The 19,415-nt window shown below is 58.7% G+C and carries 19 protein-coding genes; 10 read left to right on the top strand and 9 right to left on the bottom strand.

Features of this window, described 5'->3' with window-relative positions; all coding sequences use genetic code 11:
• The first annotated feature begins 12 nt into the window (after positions 1-12).
• Genes folE through BFL40_RS20515 form a run of 4 tightly spaced genes read left to right on the top strand, consistent with a single transcriptional unit; the run spans position 13 to position 1,598 of the window.
• Positions 13-573: a GTP cyclohydrolase I FolE gene (gene folE / locus BFL40_RS20530; protein ID WP_071485649.1), complete on the top strand. Its 561-nt coding sequence runs from the start codon at positions 13-15 to the stop codon at positions 571-573.
• 2 nt (positions 574-575) lie between these two features.
• Entirely contained in the window at positions 576-947 is a 372-nt protein-coding gene (gene folX, locus BFL40_RS20525) for a dihydroneopterin triphosphate 2'-epimerase (RefSeq protein ID WP_003176029.1), read from the top strand.
• Positions 948-970: 23 nt separating this feature from the next.
• Complete coding sequence (locus BFL40_RS20520; protein ID WP_071485648.1) at positions 971-1,267, top strand: DUF1244 domain-containing protein; 297 nt, start codon at positions 971-973, stop codon at positions 1,265-1,267.
• Positions 1,260-1,598, top strand: coding sequence for a HopJ type III effector protein (locus BFL40_RS20515; protein ID WP_071485647.1), 339 nt, complete (start codon positions 1,260-1,262; stop codon positions 1,596-1,598). The genes BFL40_RS20520 and BFL40_RS20515 overlap by 8 nt, the downstream gene beginning before the upstream one ends.
• A 183-nt stretch (positions 1,599-1,781) precedes the next feature.
• Here BFL40_RS20515 and trxB read toward each other — a convergent pair whose 3' ends face one another.
• Positions 1,782-2,744, bottom strand: coding sequence for a thioredoxin-disulfide reductase (gene trxB / locus BFL40_RS20510; protein WP_071485646.1), 963 nt, complete (start codon positions 2,742-2,744; stop codon positions 1,782-1,784).
• Positions 2,745-3,037: 293 nt separating this feature from the next.
• Between trxB and cysZ the strand changes: the two genes are divergently transcribed.
• The gene (gene cysZ, locus BFL40_RS20505) at positions 3,038-3,802 is read left to right on the top strand and encodes a sulfate transporter CysZ (protein WP_071485645.1); all 765 of its coding nucleotides are present in this window, start codon (positions 3,038-3,040) and stop codon (positions 3,800-3,802) included.
• Positions 3,803-3,856: 54 nt separating this feature from the next.
• Positions 3,857-5,059 (top strand): glycosyltransferase family 4 protein, encoded by a 1,203-nt coding sequence (locus tag BFL40_RS20500; RefSeq protein ID WP_071485644.1) that lies wholly within the window; start codon positions 3,857-3,859, stop codon positions 5,057-5,059.
• On the opposite strand, the gene BFL40_RS20495 is transcribed toward BFL40_RS20500, so the two are convergent.
• The 7 genes from BFL40_RS20495 to rplU form a co-directional block, all read right to left on the bottom strand.
• The gene (locus BFL40_RS20495; RefSeq protein ID WP_071485643.1) at positions 5,028-6,131 is read right to left on the bottom strand and encodes an NADH:flavin oxidoreductase; all 1,104 of its coding nucleotides are present in this window, start codon (positions 6,129-6,131) and stop codon (positions 5,028-5,030) included. The genes BFL40_RS20500 and BFL40_RS20495 overlap by 32 nt on opposite strands.
• A gap of 145 nt (positions 6,132-6,276) precedes the next feature.
• Positions 6,277-6,759, bottom strand: coding sequence for a glutathione peroxidase (locus tag BFL40_RS20490; protein ID WP_071485642.1), 483 nt, complete (start codon positions 6,757-6,759; stop codon positions 6,277-6,279).
• A gap of 101 nt (positions 6,760-6,860) precedes the next feature.
• Complete coding sequence (locus BFL40_RS20485) at positions 6,861-7,325, bottom strand: CreA family protein (protein WP_071485641.1); 465 nt, start codon at positions 7,323-7,325, stop codon at positions 6,861-6,863.
• Between the two features lie 16 nt (positions 7,326-7,341).
• Positions 7,342-8,460, bottom strand: coding sequence for a glutamate 5-kinase (proB, locus tag BFL40_RS20480; protein ID WP_026013771.1), 1,119 nt, complete (start codon positions 8,458-8,460; stop codon positions 7,342-7,344).
• 123 nt (positions 8,461-8,583) lie between these two features.
• Positions 8,584-9,807 (bottom strand): Obg family GTPase CgtA, encoded by a 1,224-nt coding sequence (cgtA, locus tag BFL40_RS20475; protein WP_015885843.1) that lies wholly within the window; start codon positions 9,805-9,807, stop codon positions 8,584-8,586.
• Between the two features lie 193 nt (positions 9,808-10,000).
• Positions 10,001-10,258 carry a 50S ribosomal protein L27 gene (gene rpmA, locus BFL40_RS20470; protein ID WP_003176049.1) on the bottom strand — a complete coding sequence of 86 codons (258 nt, stop codon included), beginning with the start codon at positions 10,256-10,258 and terminating at the stop codon, positions 10,001-10,003.
• Between the two features lie 34 nt (positions 10,259-10,292).
• Positions 10,293-10,607: a 50S ribosomal protein L21 gene (rplU, locus tag BFL40_RS20465; RefSeq protein WP_003176051.1), complete on the bottom strand. Its 315-nt coding sequence runs from the start codon at positions 10,605-10,607 to the stop codon at positions 10,293-10,295.
• A 239-nt stretch (positions 10,608-10,846) separates the two neighbouring features.
• Between rplU and BFL40_RS20460 the strand changes: the two genes are divergently transcribed.
• The 3 genes from BFL40_RS20460 (at position 10,847) to BFL40_RS20450 (ending at position 12,676) form a co-directional block, all read left to right on the top strand.
• Positions 10,847-11,815, top strand: coding sequence for a polyprenyl synthetase family protein (locus tag BFL40_RS20460; protein ID WP_071485640.1), 969 nt, complete (start codon positions 10,847-10,849; stop codon positions 11,813-11,815).
• Positions 11,816-11,916: 101 nt separating this feature from the next.
• Positions 11,917-12,258, top strand: coding sequence for a zinc ribbon domain-containing protein YjdM (locus BFL40_RS20455; RefSeq protein ID WP_071485639.1), 342 nt, complete (start codon positions 11,917-11,919; stop codon positions 12,256-12,258).
• Between the two features lie 160 nt (positions 12,259-12,418).
• A complete protein-coding gene (locus BFL40_RS20450) occupies positions 12,419-12,676 on the top strand; it encodes a PA4570 family protein (RefSeq protein WP_017735021.1) in 258 nt (85 codons plus the stop codon).
• Between the two features lie 147 nt (positions 12,677-12,823).
• Here the strand turns inward: BFL40_RS20450 and bamJ are convergent, their stop codons facing one another.
• Positions 12,824-13,441, bottom strand: a complete 618-nt coding sequence (gene bamJ, locus BFL40_RS20445; protein ID WP_071485638.1) for a BamJ family beta-barrel-assembly machinery protein — start codon at positions 13,439-13,441, stop codon at positions 12,824-12,826.
• 209 nt (positions 13,442-13,650) lie between these two features.
• Between bamJ and BFL40_RS20440 the strand changes: the two genes are divergently transcribed.
• Positions 13,651-19,377, top strand: coding sequence for a membrane-targeted effector domain-containing toxin (locus BFL40_RS20440; RefSeq protein ID WP_071485637.1), 5,727 nt, complete (start codon positions 13,651-13,653; stop codon positions 19,375-19,377).
• Positions 19,378-19,415 lie beyond the last annotated feature (38 nt).

The following is a 19,415-nucleotide window of genomic DNA, read 5'->3' as shown; positions in this document are numbered from 1 at the left end:
TGAGGATGTTGTATGACCTTATCCCTGCCCCAACACTACCGCGAGATTCTCAAAGGCCTGGGCGAAGACCCGGAGCGCGAAGGACTGCTCGACACCCCCAAGCGTGCCGCCAAGGCCATGCAGTATCTGTGTCATGGCTACGAGCAAAACCTGGAAGAAATCGTCAACGGCGCACTGTTCTCCTCCGATAATGACGAGATGGTGATCCTCAAGGACATCGAGTTGTACTCGCTGTGCGAGCATCACCTGCTGCCCTTTATCGGCAAGGCCCATGTCGCCTATATTCCGACCGGCAAGGTGCTGGGCCTGTCGAAGCTGGCGCGCATTGTCGACATGTTCGCGCGGCGCCTGCAGATCCAGGAAAACCTCACACGGCAAATCGCCGATGCGATCCAGCAGGTCACCCAGGCCGCCGGCGTGGCGGTGGTGATCGAAGCCAAGCACATGTGCATGATGATGCGCGGCGTGGAAAAACAGAATTCAACCATGAACACCTCGGTGATGCTCGGCGCTTTCCGCGAGTCGAACACCACGCGCATGGAGTTCCTGCAACTGATTGGACGGAGCAAGTAGTAATGCCACAACTTCAACCAGGCATGGCGCGCATCCGGGTCAAGGACCTGTGCCTGCGCACCTACATCGGTATCAACGAGGACGAGATCCTCAACAAGCAGGATGTGTTGATTAACCTGACCATCCTGTATGCCGCCCAGGAAGCAGTGCGCGACAACGATATCGACCACGCACTGAACTACCGCACCATCACCAAGGCAATCATTGCCCATGTGGAAGGCAACCGCTTCGCCCTGTTGGAGCGCCTGACTCAGGAGCTATTAGACTTGGTAATGAGCAATGAGTCAGTGCTGTACGCCGAGGTCGAAGTGGACAAGCCCCACGCGCTGCGTTTTGCCGAGTCGGTTTCGATTACCCTGGCAGCCAGTCGCTAACCCCTGAATCTGCAGTGAGCCCTATGAACGATCAACAACGCCTCGAACTCGAAGCCGCCGCCTTCCGCCGGCTGGTGGCGCACCTGGACAGCCGCAAGGATGTGCAGAACATCGACCTGATGAACCTCTCCGGCTTCTGCCGTAACTGCTTGTCCAAGTGGTACAAGGCCGAGGCCGACGAGCGCCACATCGAGCTGAGCCTCGATGACGCCCGTGAAGTGGTATACGGCATGCCGTACGCCGAGTGGAAAGCCCAATACCAGAAAGAAGCCAACGCTGACCAACAAGCAGCGTTCGCCAAAGGAAAAACCCATGACTGACTTGAACACCCTGCGCGCCAGCCTCAACAGCGGCGAACACGTCTTTGCCGATACCCTGGCCTTTGTCGCCGCAGGTTATGACTACCAGCCACAAGCCTTCGCTAATGGCAGCGTGGAAAATGCGGCCGGGCAGAACGAAGGTTCGTGCAAGACCCTGGGTTTGGCACTGCTGGAAGGTTTGAGCGACCTGGAAGCGTTGCTGGCGTTCGGTGAGCATTACCGTTCGGTAGTGGCGACGCCGCAAGGCAGTGACCATGGGAATATTCGTGCGTTGATCGCGCATGGTTTGGCAGGCGTTAAGTTCACTGCACAACCCCTGACCCGCCGCTGATGCTCGTTCCCACGCTCTGCGTGGGAATGCATCCTGTGACGCTCTGCGTCACCCTAGCGCCAGATTTGAAACTTGCGCCGTCAGCGGGACGCGGAGCGTCCGGGGCGGCGTTACCACGCAGAGCGTGGGAATGATCTGCATAAAAAAACCGGCCTCGCGGCCGGTTTTTTTATTTCAGCGGGTTCAGAACCCAGCGTCCTTCAAACCGTCGAGGTAACGCTCGGCATCCAAAGCTGCCATGCAACCAGCGCCGGCCGAGGTGATGGCCTGACGATACACGTGGTCAGCCACGTCACCGGCGGCAAAGATGCCTTCAATATTGGTCGCAGTGGCATTGCCTTCACGGCCGCCCTGAACAATCAGGTAACCGTCTTTAGCGTCCAGCACGCCTTCGAACAGCGAAGTGTTCGGAGTGTGGCCAATGGCGATGAACACGCCGTCGACTTTCAGTTCGTCGAAGCTGCCGTCGTTGTTTTTCAGGCGAGCACCGGTCACGCCCATGTTGTCGCCCAGGACTTCGTCCAGGGTGGCGTTGAGCTTGAGGATGATCTTGCCTTCAGCCACACGGGCGTGCAGCTTGTCGATCAGGATTTTCTCGGCGCGGAAGGTCTCGCGGCGGTGAACCAGGGTCACGGTGCTGGCGATGTTGGCCAGGTACAGCGCCTCTTCAACGGCCGTGTTGCCGCCGCCGACTACAGCGACCGGCTTGTTGCGGTAGAAGAAACCGTCGCAGGTCGCGCAGGCGGAAACGCCCTTGCCCATGAACGCTTCTTCCGATGGCAAGCCCAGGTAACGCGCGCTGGCGCCGGTGGCGATGATCAACGCGTCACAGGTGTAAACGCCGCTGTCGCCGGTCAGGCTGTAAGGCTTTTTCGAGAAATCGACTTTGTTGATATGGTCGAAGACGATCTCGGTTTCAAAGCGCTCGGCGTGTTCTTTCATACGCTCCATCAGCACCGGGCCGGTCAGGCCGTGGACGTCGCCCGGCCAGTTGTCGACTTCAGTGGTGGTGGTCAACTGACCGCCCGCCTGCATGCCGGTGATCAGCAGCGGCTTGAGGTTGGCCCGGGCAGCGTAGACGGCAGCGCTGTAACCGGCAGGGCCGGAACCGAGAATAATCACTCGCGAATGACGGGTATCAGACATGACTCACTCCTATCGACCGCCCGGACCACAGAGCGGCTGGAATAAAAAAGGACCGCGAAGCACTTGGGGAAGGCTTCAACTCGCAGGCCCTGAAAAATAATGGGTGCAGCGTATCGAGGGGGGCAAGATTAAGGAAATACGGAATAACAATCCAGCTCATAGGCGGTCTCTATGCAGTCGGCTCGGTTAATCGACGCCTTTGTTACCGTTGATGTCGTCACACCGACCGCGCTTTCGCCTTGAATGCAAAGCCGGTAAGGTCGGCGCGTTCGTCATCCTGCTCGGAGTTCTCCATGCCCGCCCCTGCTCTTTCCGGCCCGCAATACCTGCGTGAAGGCCTCAAACTGGTGTTGAGCCCTGGCTTGCGCCTGTTTGTGCTGCTGCCGCTGGCAATCAACCTGGTGCTGTTCGTCGGCTTGATCTATTTCGCCGGCCATCAGTTCAGCTTGTGGGTCGACCACTTGATGCCGACGCTGCCGAGTTGGCTGAGTTTTCTGAATTACCTGCTATGGCCGTTGTTTGTGGTGCTGGTGGTGCTGATGGTGTTTTTCACCTTCACCATGCTCGCCAATGTCATCGCCGCACCATTCAACGGCTTTCTTGCCGAAAAGGTCGAGGTGGTGGTGAGGGGCACTGATGATTTTCCATCGTTCAGTTGGGGCGAACTGGTGGCCATGGTGCCGCGCACCCTGGCGCGGGAAATGCGTAAGTTGGGCTACTTCCTGCCCCGAGCCATCGGCCTGTTCATCTTGTCGTTCATTCCGGTGGTCAACCTGATCGCCGCACCGCTGTGGCTGCTGTTTGGTGTGTGGATGATGGCGATCCAATACATCGACTACCCGGCCGACAACCACAAGCTGGGCTGGAACGAAATGCTCGCCTGGCTGCGCCAGAAGCGCTGGCAGAGCATGAGTTTTGGCGGCATCGTCTACCTGGTGCTGCTGGTGCCGGTGGTTAATCTGCTGATGATGCCGGCGGCGGTAGCTGGGGCCACGCTGTTCTGGGTCCGTGAGCAAGGCGCCGAGGCAATGGCGCGACAGAATGTGGCTGCGTCATAAATCCATCATCTCAATGACACAATGACGACATGGCCCACAGTGACACTGTGGGCCATGACGACAGCCTCGCTTCACATCACTCTGATTACCGAAACCTTCCCGCCGGAGATCAACGGGGTGGCCAATACCCTTGGCCGCCTGTGTGACGGTTTGCGCGCGCGTGGCCATCAAGTTGAGCTGGTGCGCCCTCGCCAGGGCAGCGATCAGACCCGCCCCAGCGACGACGCATTGCTGCTGTGTCGCGGCTGGCCGCTGCCGGGTTATCCGGGCCTGCAATGGGGCCAATCGTCGATGCATAAATTGCTGCGACGCTGGACGCGTCAGCGCCCGGACGTGCTGTATATCGCCACCGAAGGACCACTGGGTTTATCCGCCTTGCGCGCAGCGCGTCGCCTGGGGATCAGCGTGGTCAGTGGCTTCCACACCAATTTTCAGCAGTATTCGAACCAATATGGTTTGAGCCTGCTGAGCCGCATGGTTACCCACTATTTACGCTGGTTCCATAACCGCTCGACATTGACCCTGGTACCGAGCGCCAGCCAACGCCTGGAGCTGGAGCGCCGGAGTTTCGAGCGCTTGGGGATGTTGTCGCGCGGGGTCGATAGCCAACTGTTCCATCCTGCCAAGCGTGATAATGCGTTGCGTGAAAGCTGGGCATTGAACAGTGAGCAAATCGCCGTGCTGCATGTAGGCCGGCTCGCGCAGGAGAAAAACCTGGGGCTGCTCAAACGCTGCTTTGAGGCCTTGCAAGACACCTATCCACTGCGCCAGATGAAGCTGATTATCGTCGGCGATGGCCCGCAACGGGCAATGCTGGAAAAGGAACTGCCGGAGGCAATTTTCTGCGGCACTTTACGCGGTGAAGAACTGGCGCGGCACTACGCTTCGGGCGATGTGTTCCTGTTCCCCAGCCTGACCGAAACCTTCGGCAACGTGGTGTTGGAAGCCATGGCCTCAGGGTTGGGTGTAGTGGCTTACGATCAGGCGGCGGCGACCCAACATATTCGCCATGGCTACAACGGCGTGCTGGCGATGCCTGGGGACGAGGACGCGTTTTGCGATGCGGCCAACTGGTTGCTGGAAGACGCAGAAAGTCTGCGCCGCATGCGCCTGAATGCCCGCCAACATGCCAGTCGCCAGGGTTGGCCGGCAATTATCGAACAGTTCGAACGACAGCTACGTGGGGTGTGCAAGGACGGGCACCCGGTGCCCGTCCTGTCGCCGCTTACACCAGGGTCGTCAACGCCTCACGACTGAACGGCAGGATGTCACCTTCGCGACCTTCGCGCACCTTCACGGCCCAATCCGGATCTACCAGCAGGGCACGGCCCACGGCGACCAGGTCGAACTCGTCGTTGTTCAGGCGCTCCAGCAGTTTTTCCAGGCTGGCCGGTTGCGCGACCTTGTCGGTATTGACCATGAACTGCAAGAACTCACCATCCAGGCCGACGCTGCCGACAGTGATAGTCGGCTTACCGGTGAGCTGACGGGTCCAGCCGGCCAGATTGAGGTCGGAACCTTCGAATTCCGGCTCCCAGAAACGACGAGTGGAGCAGTGGAAAATATCCACGCCTGCGTCGGACAACGGCTTGAGGAACTCACCCAAGGCCTCAGGTGTTTGCACCAGGCGGGCGGTGTAGTCCTGCTGCTTCCACTGGGAGAAACGCAAGATGATCGGGAAGTTCGGCCCCACCGCGGCGCGAGTGGCCTGGATCAGCTCAATGGCAAAGCGCGAACGGTTGGCCAGGTTACCACCGTACTCGTCAGTGCGCTGGTTGCTGCCCTCCCAGAAGAACTGGTCGACCAGATAGCCGTGGGCGCCGTGGATTTCCACGCCATCCATGCCGATGCTCTGGGCATCCTTGGCGGCTTGGGCAAAGGCGTTGATCACGTCCTTGATATCTTGAGTGGTCATGCCGTGGACAACCACTTTGCCGTCCTTGAGTTTTTCCATCGGGCCGTAGGCCGGCACGCTGGCGTCAGGCTCTGTGCCGATACGGCGCACGCTGCCTACGTGCCACAACTGCGGTACGATCTTGCCGCCTTCGGCGTGCACGGCGTCGACCACTTTCTTCCAGCCAGCCAGTGCGGCCTCACCGTAGAAATGCGGGACGTTAGGGTAGCCGTTGGACGCTTGATGACCCACCACGGTGCCTTCAGTGATGATCAGGCCCACGCCGGCAGCAGCGCGGCGACGGTAGTACTCGATGACTTTGGAGTTGGGTACGCCACCCGGGGAAAACGAACGGGTCATTGGCGCCATGACCACACGGGTCGACAGTTGCAGTGCACCGAGCTGGAAGGGTTTGAACAAGGCTTGGACAGGCATGGGAGCACTCCACGTGAAAGGTATTTATGATGTAGATAATATGGGGAGTGCCAAGTGCTGAATAGCACTATTGATTTGGGTGATTAAGGGATAAAAGCGAGGGGCCCCTGTCGGTTCCGGCAAGCCGGCTCCGACAGGGAGGGGTTCAACTGAGGGCTTTTTCGATGGCCTGCACGACCGTCGGATCATCCGGCGCGGTACGCGGTGAGAAGCGCGCAAGCACCCGCCCATCCTTGCCCAGCAGGAATTTTTCGAAATTCCAGGTGATATCCCCTGGAAACTCGGCGCCCTCGCCCGCCAGCAAGCGATAGAGCTGATGACGATCATGGCCATTGACGTCGAGTTTGCTGCCCAACGGAAAGGTCACACCGTAGTTGAGGCTGCAAAACGCCTGGATCTCTTCCTCGGTGCCCGGCTCCTGGCCTGCAAACTGATTGCACGGCAAGCCGAGCACGGTAAACCCTTGGTCTTTGTACTGCTGATAGAGGTTTTCCAACGCCGCGTATTGCGGGGTCAAGCCACATTTGGAGGCCACGTTGACCACCAGCACAACTTGCCCCTTGAAGGGCGCCAGCGGCAGCTCATGACCGTCTAAAGCTTTGAGTTTCAGGTCGTGGAAAGCACTCATGACGAACTCCAGATATCCCATGTTCTTCGCATTGCGGCATTTCGAGATTACAGCCCGCAAGCCTGCAATCATAGACGCCGATTGAAAAACTCGCCTGACGGTTATTGCGCCGTCGGCCAGGGCAAAATGGGAATAGCTGTCACCGCATTTTGCGGGCTGCCCTCAATCAGGCGGTCGCTGTAGACCAGGTACACCAAGGTATTGCGCTTCTTATCGAGGAAGCGCACCACTTGCATGGTCTTGAACACCAGCGAGGTGCGCTCCTTGAACACTTCGTCGCCATCCTTGAGTTCGCCGGTGAAGCGAATCGGTCCAACCTGACGGCAAGCAATCGAGGCTTCGGCGCGGTCTTCAGCCAGGCCCAGCCCACCTTTCACGCCGCCGGTCTTGGCGCGCGACAGGTAGCAAGTCACGCCATCGACCTTGGGGTCATCAAACGCCTCGACCACAATCCGGTCGTTGGGGCCGACGAATTTAAACACTGTCGACACCCGGCCAATCTCTTCGGCTGACGCCAGCAGTGGCATGGCCAACAGCAGGCCGAGTAATCCCTTCATGACACGCATCGTGTATTCCCTTCGTTTAAACCAGGATCAGGTTATCGCGGTGCACCAATTCAGGCTCCGCCATATAACCCAATAGACCGACAATCGCGTCAGACGACTGCCCAATGATTTTCTGCGCTTCCAGGGCACTGTAGTTGGCCAGGCCGCGCGCAATCTCACGCCCGTCTGGCGCAACGCACACCACCATCTCGCCACGGCGGAAGCTGCCCTGCACCAATTTGACCCCCACCGGCAGCAGGCTCTTGTTGCCTTGGGACAGCGCCGACACGGCACCATCGTCCAGCACCAGAGTGCCTCGGGTTTGCAGGTGCCCGGCCAGCCACTGCTTACGCGCCGCCAGCATGCCGCGCTCCGGCGACAACAGCGTACCGATGCGCTCACCGGCCTTGAGGCGGTCCAGCACACGCTCCAGGCGCCCACCGACGATGATGGTATGAGCGCCGGAACGCGCGGCCAGGCGTGCCGCGCGCAGTTTGGTCTGCATGCCGCCACGCCCCAGGGCACCGCCGACACTGCCGGCCACGGCGTCCAACGCCGGGTCATCGGCGCGGGCTTCGTAGATCAATTGGGCGTCAGGGTTGTTGCGCGGGTCGGCGTCGAACATGCCGTCGCGGTCGGTGAGGATCACCAGCAGGTCGGCCTCCACCAGGTTGGCCACCAGCGCGGCCAGGGTGTCGTTGTCGCCGAAACGAATTTCGTCGGTGACCACCGTGTCGTTCTCGTTGATCACCGGGATCACCTTGAGCTCCACCAGCGCGCGCAAGGTGCTGCGGGCATTGAGGTAACGCTTGCGGTCGGACAGGTCGTCGTGGGTCAGCAAGATCTGCGCCGTATGGCGGCCGTGCTCGGCAAAACTGGATTCCCAGGCTTGCACCAGGCCCATCTGGCCGATGGCGGCGGCGGCTTGCAGCTCATGCATCGCGCTGGGTCGCGCGGTCCAGCCGAGGCGGCTCATCCCGGCGGCAACCGCCCCGGACGACACCAGCACCAACTCAACACCCGCCTCATGCAAGGCCACCATCTGTTCAACCCAGACGCTCATGGCTGCGCGATCCAGACCTTTGCCATCCGCCGTCAGCAGCGCACTTCCGATCTTTACGACCCAGCGCTGCGCACCTGTCACTTTGCTCCGCATCATCTTCAACCTTAGAGTGAGGGCTGCGCGACCCAGCGCCGCCCAAAACGTTATTCGTGGCTACCGATTCCCAGATACCAAAACGCCGCTCAAGTGAGCGGCGCTTAAGTTTACTGCAACGAATCAGTCGCGCACGTAAATGATTTCCGGACCGTCTTCATCATCCACGTCTTCTTCGTCCCAATCATCGTCGCCGATGTCATGGACCGACTTAACGCCGCTGCGGCGCAGAGCACGCTGGTCGTCCAGGGCCTGCAACTGGGCACGGGCTTCGTCCTCGATCTGCTGATCGAGTTCGGCCAGTTCAGCCTTGAATACCGGGTCAGCCGCCAAGCGGTCGGCGCGGTCTTCGAGGTAGCGCATGATGTCGCGGGTCAGGCGCTCGGTGCCTTCTTTGGCGATGGCCGAGATCACGTAGACCGGACCCGTCCATTCCAGGCGATCAACGATTTCCTTGACGCGCTCCTCGTGTTCTTCTTCAAGGATCTGGTCGCACTTGTTCAGCACCAGCCAGCGATCACGCTCAGCCAGAGCCGGGCTGAACTTGGTCAGCTCGCTGACAATCACTTCGGCGGCATCCGGTGCACTGGTGTCATCCAGTGGCGCCATGTCGACGAGGTGCAGCAGCAAACGGGTACGTGACAAGTGCTTGAGGAAACGAATACCCAAGCCTGCGCCATCGGAAGCCCCTTCGATCAGGCCAGGAATGTCGGCGATTACGAAGCTTTTCCAACGGTCGACGCTGACCACGCCCAAGTTTGGCACCAGGGTGGTGAACGGGTAGTCGGCAACTTTCGGCTTGGCGGCCGAGACCGAACGAATGAACGTACTTTTACCGGCGTTCGGCAGGCCCAGCAGGCCTACGTCTGCCAGTACTTTCATTTCCAGCTTCAGGTCACGCTGCTCACCCGGCTTGCCCGGTGTGGTCTGGCGCGGTGCGCGGTTGGTACTGGACTTGAATCGGGTGTTACCCAGACCGTGCCAGCCGCCCTGCACAACCATCAGTTTCTGGCCGGCCTTGGTCAGGTCGCCAATCACTTCCTGGGTGGCGGAGTCGATAATCGTGGTGCCGACCGGCACACGCAGTACCAGGTCTTCGCCTTTTTTACCGGTGCAGTCGGTGCTGCCGCCGTTGGAGCCACGCTCGGCATCGAAGTGCCGGGTGTAACGGTAGTCGACCAAGGTGTTGAGGTTTTCGTCGGCCATCATGTAGATGGAACCGCCATCACCACCGTCACCGCCGTTAGGGCCACCGTTTTCGATGAATTTTTCGCGACGGAAACTCATGCAACCGTTACCGCCGTCGCCTGCTTTTACTCGGATGGAAACTTCATCAACGAACTTCATAACAAAACGCCTCTCGCCTCTTGGACGAGCTTAAGAAACCAAGACATAAGACTCTTGCAAAAATGAGCGCAGCGACCTCAGAAAACGACCGCAAATCCAGCGCCTGAGCCCATCACAAACAGCTTTGCAAGAGACTCACTCCACAAACGAAAAAGCCCCGTCGCGAGACAGGGCTTTTCCAGCGATCGCGCAATTAAGCGGCGACAACGCTCACGTAACGGCGGTTGAACGCGCCCTTTACTTCAAACTTGATCACGCCTTCGATTTTAGCGAAGAGGGTGTGATCTTTACCCATGCCAACACCGTAACCGGCGTGGAATTGGGTGCCGCGCTGACGCACGATGATGTTGCCCGGAATGATTTTCTGGCCGCCATACATCTTAACGCCAAGGCGTTTGGCTTCTGAGTCGCGACCGTTACGGGTACTACCACCAGCTTTTTTGTGTGCCATGAGTCAATTCTCCTAGTGAGGAATTAGGCTGAAATTAAGCCTGAATACCGGTGATTTTGATCTCGGTGTACCACTGGCGGTGGCCCATACGCTTCATGTGGTGCTTACGACGACGGAACTTGATGATGCGGACTTTATCGTGACGACCTTGGGAGATCACTTCAGCCACAACGGTAGCGCCAGCAACAACTGGAGCGCCGATGTTCACGTCATCGCCATTGGCGACCAACAGAACGCGATCAAAGGTAACGGATTCGCCGGTAGCGATTTCCAGTTTTTCGATCTTCAGGTATTCACCTGGGGCGACCTTGTATTGCTTGCCACCAGTAACAATTACTGCGTACGACATGGTATTTCTCCGATAATCCTGCTCACCCAGCGCTTTATAAGAAAAGGTATTGGCTGGCATGGCTGCATGGGATGGACGTCCCGAATGCAATTGCGTAAGGCAGGTGCTGCCCAGGAAGTTCAGGGTGCGCGATTGTACGCAAGGTAAAGAAGCCTTGCAAGGGGCCGTCTATCGCGCCTTGACAGTGCCGGGCGTGGGTCCTAGCATGCCGCGCAACCCTTCTGGAGCGACTGTCGCTGATGCAACCCCAAGCCTTCTACCGCGCGGTCGCGGACGATTTTAGCGCCGTCGACGTCATCATCAAGAAGCAGCTGACTTCTAAAGTGCCGCTGGTCTCCAAAATTGGCGACTACATTACGTCGGCCGGCGGCAAACGCCTGCGTCCTTTATTAGTGTTGCTGTGCGGCAAGGCCCTGGGCCGCGAAGGCGATGACCTGCGCCTGCTCGCCGCCACCATCGAATTCCTGCACACCGCCACCCTGCTGCATGACGACGTGGTCGACATGTCCGGCATGCGCCGTGGCCGTGAGACCGCCAATGCCATGTGGGGCAACGCCCCCAGCGTGTTGGTAGGCGACTTCCTGTACTCGCGCTCGTTCGAAATGATGGTCGAGCTGGGCTCGATGCCGGTGATGAAGATTCTTTCACAGGCCACGCGCATCATCGCCGAAGGCGAAGTGTTGCAGTTGTCGAAAGTCCGCGACGCCAGCACCACCGAAGAAACCTACATGGAAGTGATTCGCGGCAAAACCGCGATGCTCTTCGAAGCGTCGACCCACAGCGCTGCGGCCCTGTGCGAAGCGACACCTGAGCAAAGCGAAGCCCTGCGCACTTTTGGTGATCACCTGGGCGTGGCGTTCCAACTGGTAGACGACCTGCTCGACTACCGTGGCGACGCCGAAACCCTGGGCAAGAACGTCGGTGACGATCTGGCCGAGGGCAAGCCAACCTTGCCGCTGATCTACACCATGCGCGAAGGCACGCCGGAACAGGCGGCGCTGGTGCGCAAGGCGATCCAGAAAGGCGGGATCGAAGACCTGGAAAGCATCCGCGCTGCCGTCGAAGCCTCGGGCTCGCTGGATTACACCGCACAACTGGCACGCGATTATGTCGCCCGTGCCATCCAATGCCTCGAAGCTCTCCCCGCCAGCGAATACCGGGACGCCCTGGTCGAGCTGAGTGAGTTTGCGGTCGCGCGTACTCACTGATTGCCCGCTGCAGGAACCGGCCAGGTTCCTGCACACCCCCTCCTTCGCTAAAACCCTATATAATGCGCGCCTTTAGTCACCCTGACTCTCAAGGAGCTTTAGTGAGCACGTTGCCACCCTGCCCGAAATGCAATTCCGAATACACCTACGAAGACGGCGCCCAACTGATCTGCCCGGAATGCGCCCATGAGTGGTCCGCCAGTGGCGAGGCCGAAGCCGTCGGCGATGAAACCGTGAAGAAAGACTCTGTGGGCAACGTTCTGCAGGACGGCGACACCATCACCGTGATCAAGGACCTCAAGGTCAAGGGCACGTCCCTGGTAGTCAAGGTCGGTACCAAGGTCAAGAATATCCGTCTGTGCGACGGCGACCACGATATCGATTGCAAGATCGATGGGATCGGCCCGATGAAGCTCAAGTCAGAGTTCGTGCGCAAAGTCTGAATCTGCTACATCCATCCCGCGCCCGCCGCGGGATGGCGTTTCGCCCTCTCTCTTGACTGAACGCAATATCCACACAGAAAAACCAGAAAATCGCCAATAGGCACTTGCTATTCAGCGAATAAGAATTATTCTCATTGAAACCCATCAAGGAGAGTGAACCATGACTTATTTGATAGATGCCTGGCTGGACCGTCCACACCCTTACCTGCGAATTCTGCATCGAGAAACCGGGGAGGTCTGTGCGGTGCTGGAGGAAGAAGCGCTGAATGAACTGCAGGACCAGGGCGACCTGGACGTGAATGGCCTGAGTTCCAGTGAGCCTGGAGTACTGAAGGAAGTGGTACGTAACCTGTTTCTGTTCTGCTATGCCCGAGCGTTGCGCCCGGCGACGGAGCTCCATGGCAAGTTTCATCCATGAGCTACCACGCAAAACCTGAACACACCTGCTTCATGTGGGAGCTGGGCTTGCCAGCGATGCAGACGACTCGGTCAAACTTGCTACCGAGGTAATGCTATCGCAGACAAGCCAGCTCCCACATAAAGCCAGCGCCACTGCTACCGCGTCTTACAGAACGTCGAGCAGTTCGACGTCGAACACCAGAACGCTGTGCGGCGGGATGCTACCAACACCTTGAGCGCCGTAAGCCAGTTCGCTCGGCACATACAGGCGCCATTTGCTGCCGGCATTCATCAGTTGCAGAGCTTCGGTCCAGCCGGCGATCACGCCGCCAACCGGGAACTCGGCAGGCTGGCCACGCTCGTAGGAGCTGTCGAACACAGTGCCGTCGATCAGGGTGCCGTGGTAGTGGGTACGTACTTGATCTTCACGGGTCGGCTTGGCGCCTGTACCTGCAGTCAGCACTTCAAATTGCAGGCCGGATGCCAGGGTGGTGATGCCATCACGCTTGGCGTTTTCAGCCAGGAAGGCCAGGCCTTCGCCAGCAGCGGCTTCAGCTTTGGCAGCTGCTTCGGCTTGCATGATTTCACGGATGACCTTGAAGCTAGCGGCCATTTGCTCTTGATCAACACGGCTTGGCTTACCTGCGAACGCGTCGGTCAGGCCGGCCAGGATTGCGTCGATGCTTACGCCCGGTGGCGGGTTGTCGCGCAGTTGGTCGCCCAGTTGACGGCCAATACCGTAGCTGACGCGGGTTTCGTCGGTAGACAGATTAACTTCGGACATGGAACGCTCCGCTGTAGGACAGCACTGAAAAACCGGCACAGGTGCCGCTATTCCCGTGTCATCCAGAACTAAAAGGGCCCGCAGACTAGCACAGAACCTTGGCCGTTGATGAGCCCCACACAACGCCCCGTGCATAGCTATCTACCGCAGCAGCATCCGCCCAGCCCCCCAAGCTGATGATTCATTTCATCCTTATGGGAGCTGTGCCGATGAGCACACCGAATAACCCACCTGCCGCACCCACATTCCAGACAATACAAACCCATCTACTGGAAATCGATCCCACGCTACGCTCCCGTACCCGGCGCCCCATTGCGTTGCCAGAGGCTCTATTGGCGCTGGAAAAGCTCAATGCCACGCTTAAAAAAGCCAACCTCGACTTGTTCAGCCAATCGCGCGCTTTGTATCAGGATTTGGCTCAAGCCGACCTCACGACCGATCAGGGGAAAAGACGGCTGGCACAGCAGGTTGCGAACCTGAACAAACAACTGCAAGCCCTGGATGAAACCAGCACCATCGATGGGCAGGGCCGCAAATCCTTCATGACCTTTACCGCAGGCAGCACCGCCGCGGAGCAGGAAGCTCGGCTTAACGCCGACGACTACCTGTTGGCCCCGTCGGACCTGCGCATGATCGAGGAATGCACCCTCGGCCCCACCTTGCGCCCCGGCATGTACGCCCTGACGTTCACCTACCAGGAGCAGACGATCGAATTTGCCGGTGCCTTTGTGCTGACCCGCCAATCCAGCCCAGTGGTAAGCGACCTGACGAGTACCTTGGACACAGGGCCGGTGCTGTTCTTCACCCCGTCCCGAGGTCTGGAAGCGTTTCCTTCATTACGAGACCTTGAGCAGGGCCTTTGGGCAGCCTTGAAGTCGCCTGCCGGGCATGCAGAAATCACCCGGCATTTACCCGTGCGTTACCAAGCGTTGGACACCATCGGAATCTGGCCCCTCCAATTGCAGCCAATCGAAAGTGAGCCACTGTTCGAACACACCTGGAACGCCATCCTCGACAAACGTCGCCAGGACATCGACCTGGCACTGAGCCTCACCCACAACCCAACGCACGACACTGCCATCTTGATGATGGCCTTGGACAAAGCACTGTCCGATGCCTTGCCCGACCTGACCCAGCGCCTGGATTTTCGTGCGCAACGCCTGTTGGAACTCGGCCTATACAACAGCCTGCCGGATTGGTACCGCAACGCCGCGCCCACCCAGCAGTCCGCATTGGCACAACAAATACGCGCTTACAATCAGGCTCGCGATGCGTTTGTTGACCTGTTCGGGGCAGCAGCGACACCTCAATCCTTGGCACATTTCAGTTTAGTCGAGCAACTGGCCGATGAGCTGGACATCCATGACCTGGACCCAGGCCAACTGCTCGTCACCACCCGACGTACAGTGCCTAATGTTGGGACCTACGAGCAGCGCCAAAGTCTGGTTGAACTGAGCCTGCGCGGCCTGCACACCGGCGACGAACTACCGGGGTCAACCTTTGAAAAACAGACCCGGCTCACCTACGCAGGCGCAGCCTTGACCGCCGCCCACACCGCACTGACACCGGTCGGTGTACGCATGCTGGTAGAAAACCTGCAGCCACGACTGGACTTTGCCAAGCTCCAGATAGCCATGAAGGCCAAACCTGAAATTCGCTCGGCAGCCCACACGATGCTGGACCAGCGGCTCGTAACGCTGGCCCAGATCAGCAAACTGCAAGGGAGCCTGAGCCCAGCCGACCATCAATTGTTCGAACATCTACGGGAAACACCTCAACCCCACCTGCGCGCCCACACCGTTGCACTCCACGGCGCGCAGCTCAAGGACCTCTGGATGCTGCGCGAAAACGATGCCCAAGGCGAGGCAAAACGGATACTGCTATGCACTCCGGAATCACCCCGCGCTCAATCGTTTATCACCTTCGCCAACGTAAGAGAGTGCCAGACCCATATCCTCGCTTGGGCCGTCGATAAGTCGCCTGTCAAAGGCCGCTCCATGCACGACTACTTGATGAGCCAGGCCCCTCTGCGCTTTCAACCGAAGATGGAACTGTTCCTCACGTCTCTGACCTTCAAACCCGATGCAGGCGAACACCTGGAAGTAACGTTTGGCACACCGTGCAACTACACCCAGTGCCTGGACGCCATGGTGGGGCATTTGCTCGATGGCCAGTTGGTGGACGACTATGAACACGGCACACCGTCCTGGTATCGCTCGGCCTCGTCGGCAGATCGAACCCGCATGACCACCCTTAGCGCTGATGCCGCCGGAGCCCTTGATACCTACAATGCCCGACCGGACGCCGAGGCTAACTTCCCAAGCTTTGAAGCCTTCCTGCATGACAAGGCCAAGCTCAGCCTCAACGCCCTGCTCAGCCGCCCCAAAAACGATATAGACCCGGACAGCGTATTTGCCTACTCACCCAAACCGCTCTTGGGTGGCGCACCGCAGCCACTGTCCTACACCCAGCTGTACCGCGATGGATACGAAGACGGTATCGGCTTTCTCAATGAAAAATTTGCCGCCTCAGCCACCTTTCGAGGGCCACCTGATGTCGATCTGAGCCGCCTGACCGCGCAAAACGTCGCTCGCTCGGTAACCGGAATTTGGATCGGCCAGCGTTACACCGACGAGGTGCGCAAAAACCTGCAATCTGTCGATAGCCCAGGCTATGCCGCACGACGCGATGCTACCCTCAAGATCACTCAGTTGCAGATGAAAAGTGCCGCCCTGGAGTCGCGGCTGCAAGGCGACATCGCCAGCGCAGACTTGGCTTGGCTTGAACGCGCCATTGACAGCCTGCCTGATACCGCCGTCGCATCCCGCAATACCTACCAGGTGCATCGTCTATCGATCGAGGGCGAGTGGGTAATCGGCTGCTACCTGTTTCGGCACGCCGACAACCCCGTACTGCTCTATACCCCTAATGCACCGGATGGCATCGGCGTTCGTGAGGCCAAGTTATTCAACTACTTGATAAAAAAAGACAACGGCTTTCTGGCCTACCTGACAAATCGGATGCCGCTGCAATCCCAGGCACGGGTCAATCAATGGTTACTGAGCGCGCAAAAAGGATTACCGGAAGACATAAACCGCACCACTCCGAGCCCTGCCCGTCACGACAGCATCACTCACGCCATGCCGCTGACCGATTTGCACCATGACCTCTACAACATGAGCCTGCAACGCAAGATCGACGACGTGCATGGTTCAACGGTCAACCGCACCCAAATGATCACCGGCATTCTCTGGACCTGCGTGGAGTGGGTCACCGCAATTGCCACCATCCCCTTCCCTGCGTTAAGCCTGAGCCTGGGCGGATTGCTCGCATTCAAAGACGCCATGCTGGCCCTTGACGCTTACCACCAAGGGGACAAAGGCGGCGCCTTGCAACACTACATCGGCTACCTGGCCAACCTGGGTGGCGCTCTGCTGTTTGACTTGCGCCCCGCCATCGCCGGTCCCTTCTATGCCCTGCGTCCCGTACGCCCCACGCTCACAACGGGAAAGGAGGCGGTAAACGCCGCACAACTGAAACAACTACAAGCATCCCCACCCGACACGATGAAACCAGTGCTGGTTGATGGCCAATCATTCTGGACACCCCAAGCCCCGGATGCGCTGGGACGTCACTTGCTCTATCGCCAGGATCCGGTGAGTGGGCAAATGCAGTCCACCGCTCGCCTGGTCAACCAGAACGCCGAAGGGCGCTGGGTGCGCTCTGGCTTGGCTGGCGGGGGTCGCGACTCTTACCAAACGCTGGTAGAGGAGATAGACAATACGTTGGCAATCTACGAGGTGTCGGCCAATCAAGCACGAACGTTCCGGGCCGTGCTCGACCCGGACTTCAAGACCAGGCTGGAAGGGGATTGGGGCATTGTCGAAGCACGTGCCGCCACGGTTAATGCCTACGATGAATTGCGCCCACTGCATTGCGCCTACTCGAGTCAGGTGGAACGGCTGGCCAACGATGTCGACACGTTTTTCAAGACCCCACCCCCACTCCCTACGCGGGCTACCTTGCCGCACATCGCGGCGGATGCTCGACCGGCCGATATGCTCAAGATATTGCTGGGGCAGAACAAAAGGCTGATCGTCGGTGCCCCCAATGCTTCCATCGCCAGTAAACAGTTGCTGATCGAAAATATGCAGGAACTGGCCAACCTGGGCCTCAAGCGCCTGTACATCGAAAACCTGCCGGCCGATCTGTTTCGCAACAAGTTGAAAATTATCAACCGGGAAGCTACCGGCAACCTGACTGCAGCGCTGCAACGCGTCGAAGACCATCTGGCACGTGTCGACCTGGCAATGGGTTACACCCGCGAGGCGCCATTTACTTTTCGCAACCTGATGCTGCAAGCCCACCGTCACAACATCGCCATTGATGGGCTTGACGCCGCCAGTTCTTATCACATGGAACATTTGCTGGATCTGGCCGACGGCGAGCGCTTTATCCCTCGCTCCAGCCGCGTGAGGAATTTCTATTCGCACAAGGTGATCGAGCGCAATGCCCAAAAAAACCCGGATGAAGGCTGGATCGCCTTGGTTGAACAGAATCGCTTGGGCACCTACGAGCAGGTTCCCGGCTTGGCCGATCTACAGAACGCTTACGCAGTGCGCATCGAAGGTGTCGCACCAGGCCAGCCAGTGGGCATCTGGGTCGACACTCAGCCAGTGGCCCTTTCCAGGGGCCATTACAAACTCACACTGTCGACGCCTTATCATGCGCGCCCCAAACCGGGTCCCGCCCCAGTGCCATCTGCCGCCGTGAGTGCAACACACTACAGCGCATTCGATATGCCCCAGGCCATGAGAAAACACACGCAGCAATTGGCCGACTCTCACCGAGGCCTGGATTCGCGCTATTCAGTGACAAATGAAGACCCGAGAAAAGCGGCGTTCGATGAGTTCGTGCGTATTCGACAACGCCTGCAAGAGCGCGCCGAGGCTTTTTTTGCCGACTACACCTCACCCCCACGTGCCTCTCTGACCCAACTTGCCGAGGCCACCAGTGAGCGACACTTTATCGAACGCCTATATCAACAGAAGCTCGGGCTGGTGATCGGCGAAGCCCATTCGGCACAGTCGAGCAAACAGTTTCTGATTCAGCACATGAAGCTGTTGAAACAACAGGGGGTCAAGACCCTTTATGTCGAACATCTGCTCACCGACCTGCACCAACATGAATTGGACATCCTGCACGACAGCTTGAAAATGCCGAGTTATCTGAAGGCCTATCTGAAGCAGCAAGACCACGGCCATATGCTCAATTACCAAGGGCCCAATACGTACACCAACGTGGTCAAGACCGCCAATAAATACGGAATTCGGGTGCGCGCCCTGGATTGCACCGCCAGCTACCACACCAAGGGCGCACGCGGCGCTACGCCACGCCATACGTTATTCAGTTACTTCGCCAACGAAGTCATCAAGGCCGACCAGATAGCGTTCGGTCCTCACAAATGGGTGGCGTTCATGGGCAGCGCGCACACAGACATCAATCTATTAGTGCCCGGCATCGCTCAATTGCAAGACGCCGTCAGCCTGCACGTACGCGATGCCGCCGCCGGTACAACTCGCGCTCTAACGCGGGGTGGATGGGTAGTCGATGAGTTCAGTACGCAGGCCCTGCGCAGTGACTTTACGCTGGAGATCGGCGTTGCCGGCCGGCCAACCCTACGCCCACCAGCGCCGCCAAGCCGCACACGTCTGCACACCAAAGGCTTCTTTTTGATCGAGCGCCCATCAGCCAGCGAGACCAACCTGGTACATCGCTCCAACAGCGGGGAGATCGTGGTCACGCCCATTCAGATAGATGACAAGGGCCAGTTTTTCATTGAGCGTTGGGAAAAAATTCGCGACAAGCGCTTCCTCTATCAATCCCAATTGATTGAAGCCCTCAAGCTCGAGATTCACCTGATACCGGCGCCTTAACCAGGCAGAGGCCCTGCTCGTTCTACGAGTAGGGTCCG

Origin of the sequence: Pseudomonas costantinii (assembly GCF_001870435.1) — a bacterium.
Taxonomy (GTDB): Bacteria; Pseudomonadota; Gammaproteobacteria; order Pseudomonadales; family Pseudomonadaceae; genus Aquipseudomonas; species Aquipseudomonas costantinii.
The sequence above is the reverse complement of the archived record's forward strand: the minus strand, read 5'-3'. Positions and strand labels throughout refer to the sequence as shown.

What these genes read in the sequence shown, in the direction of transcription:
- folE (WP_071485649.1), top strand. Translation starts at nt 13, where the DNA reads ATGACCTTATCCCTGCCCCAACACTACCGCGAGATTCTCAAAGGCCTG.
- folX (WP_003176029.1), top strand. Translation starts at nt 576, where the DNA reads ATGCCACAACTTCAACCAGGCATGGCGCGCATCCGGGTCAAGGACCTG.
- BFL40_RS20520 (WP_071485648.1), top strand. Translation starts at nt 971, where the DNA reads ATGAACGATCAACAACGCCTCGAACTCGAAGCCGCCGCCTTCCGCCGG.
- BFL40_RS20515 (WP_071485647.1), top strand. Translation starts at nt 1,260, where the DNA reads ATGACTGACTTGAACACCCTGCGCGCCAGCCTCAACAGCGGCGAACAC.
- trxB (WP_071485646.1), bottom strand. Translation starts at nt 2,744, where the DNA reads ATGTCTGATACCCGTCATTCGCGAGTGATTATTCTCGGTTCCGGCCCT.
- cysZ (WP_071485645.1), top strand. Translation starts at nt 3,038, where the DNA reads ATGCCCGCCCCTGCTCTTTCCGGCCCGCAATACCTGCGTGAAGGCCTC.
- BFL40_RS20500 (WP_071485644.1), top strand. Translation starts at nt 3,857, where the DNA reads ATGACGACAGCCTCGCTTCACATCACTCTGATTACCGAAACCTTCCCG.
- BFL40_RS20495 (WP_071485643.1), bottom strand. Translation starts at nt 6,131, where the DNA reads ATGCCTGTCCAAGCCTTGTTCAAACCCTTCCAGCTCGGTGCACTGCAA.
- BFL40_RS20490 (WP_071485642.1), bottom strand. Translation starts at nt 6,759, where the DNA reads ATGAGTGCTTTCCACGACCTGAAACTCAAAGCTTTAGACGGTCATGAG.
- BFL40_RS20485 (WP_071485641.1), bottom strand. Translation starts at nt 7,325, where the DNA reads ATGCGTGTCATGAAGGGATTACTCGGCCTGCTGTTGGCCATGCCACTG.
- proB (WP_026013771.1), bottom strand. Translation starts at nt 8,460, where the DNA reads ATGCGGAGCAAAGTGACAGGTGCGCAGCGCTGGGTCGTAAAGATCGGA.
- cgtA (WP_015885843.1), bottom strand. Translation starts at nt 9,807, where the DNA reads ATGAAGTTCGTTGATGAAGTTTCCATCCGAGTAAAAGCAGGCGACGGC.
- rpmA (WP_003176049.1), bottom strand. Translation starts at nt 10,258, where the DNA reads ATGGCACACAAAAAAGCTGGTGGTAGTACCCGTAACGGTCGCGACTCA.
- rplU (WP_003176051.1), bottom strand. Translation starts at nt 10,607, where the DNA reads ATGTCGTACGCAGTAATTGTTACTGGTGGCAAGCAATACAAGGTCGCC.
- BFL40_RS20460 (WP_071485640.1), top strand. Translation starts at nt 10,847, where the DNA reads ATGCAACCCCAAGCCTTCTACCGCGCGGTCGCGGACGATTTTAGCGCC.
- BFL40_RS20450 (WP_017735021.1), top strand. Translation starts at nt 12,419, where the DNA reads ATGACTTATTTGATAGATGCCTGGCTGGACCGTCCACACCCTTACCTG.
- bamJ (WP_071485638.1), bottom strand. Translation starts at nt 13,441, where the DNA reads ATGTCCGAAGTTAATCTGTCTACCGACGAAACCCGCGTCAGCTACGGT.
- BFL40_RS20440 (WP_071485637.1), top strand. Translation starts at nt 13,651, where the DNA reads ATGAGCACACCGAATAACCCACCTGCCGCACCCACATTCCAGACAATA.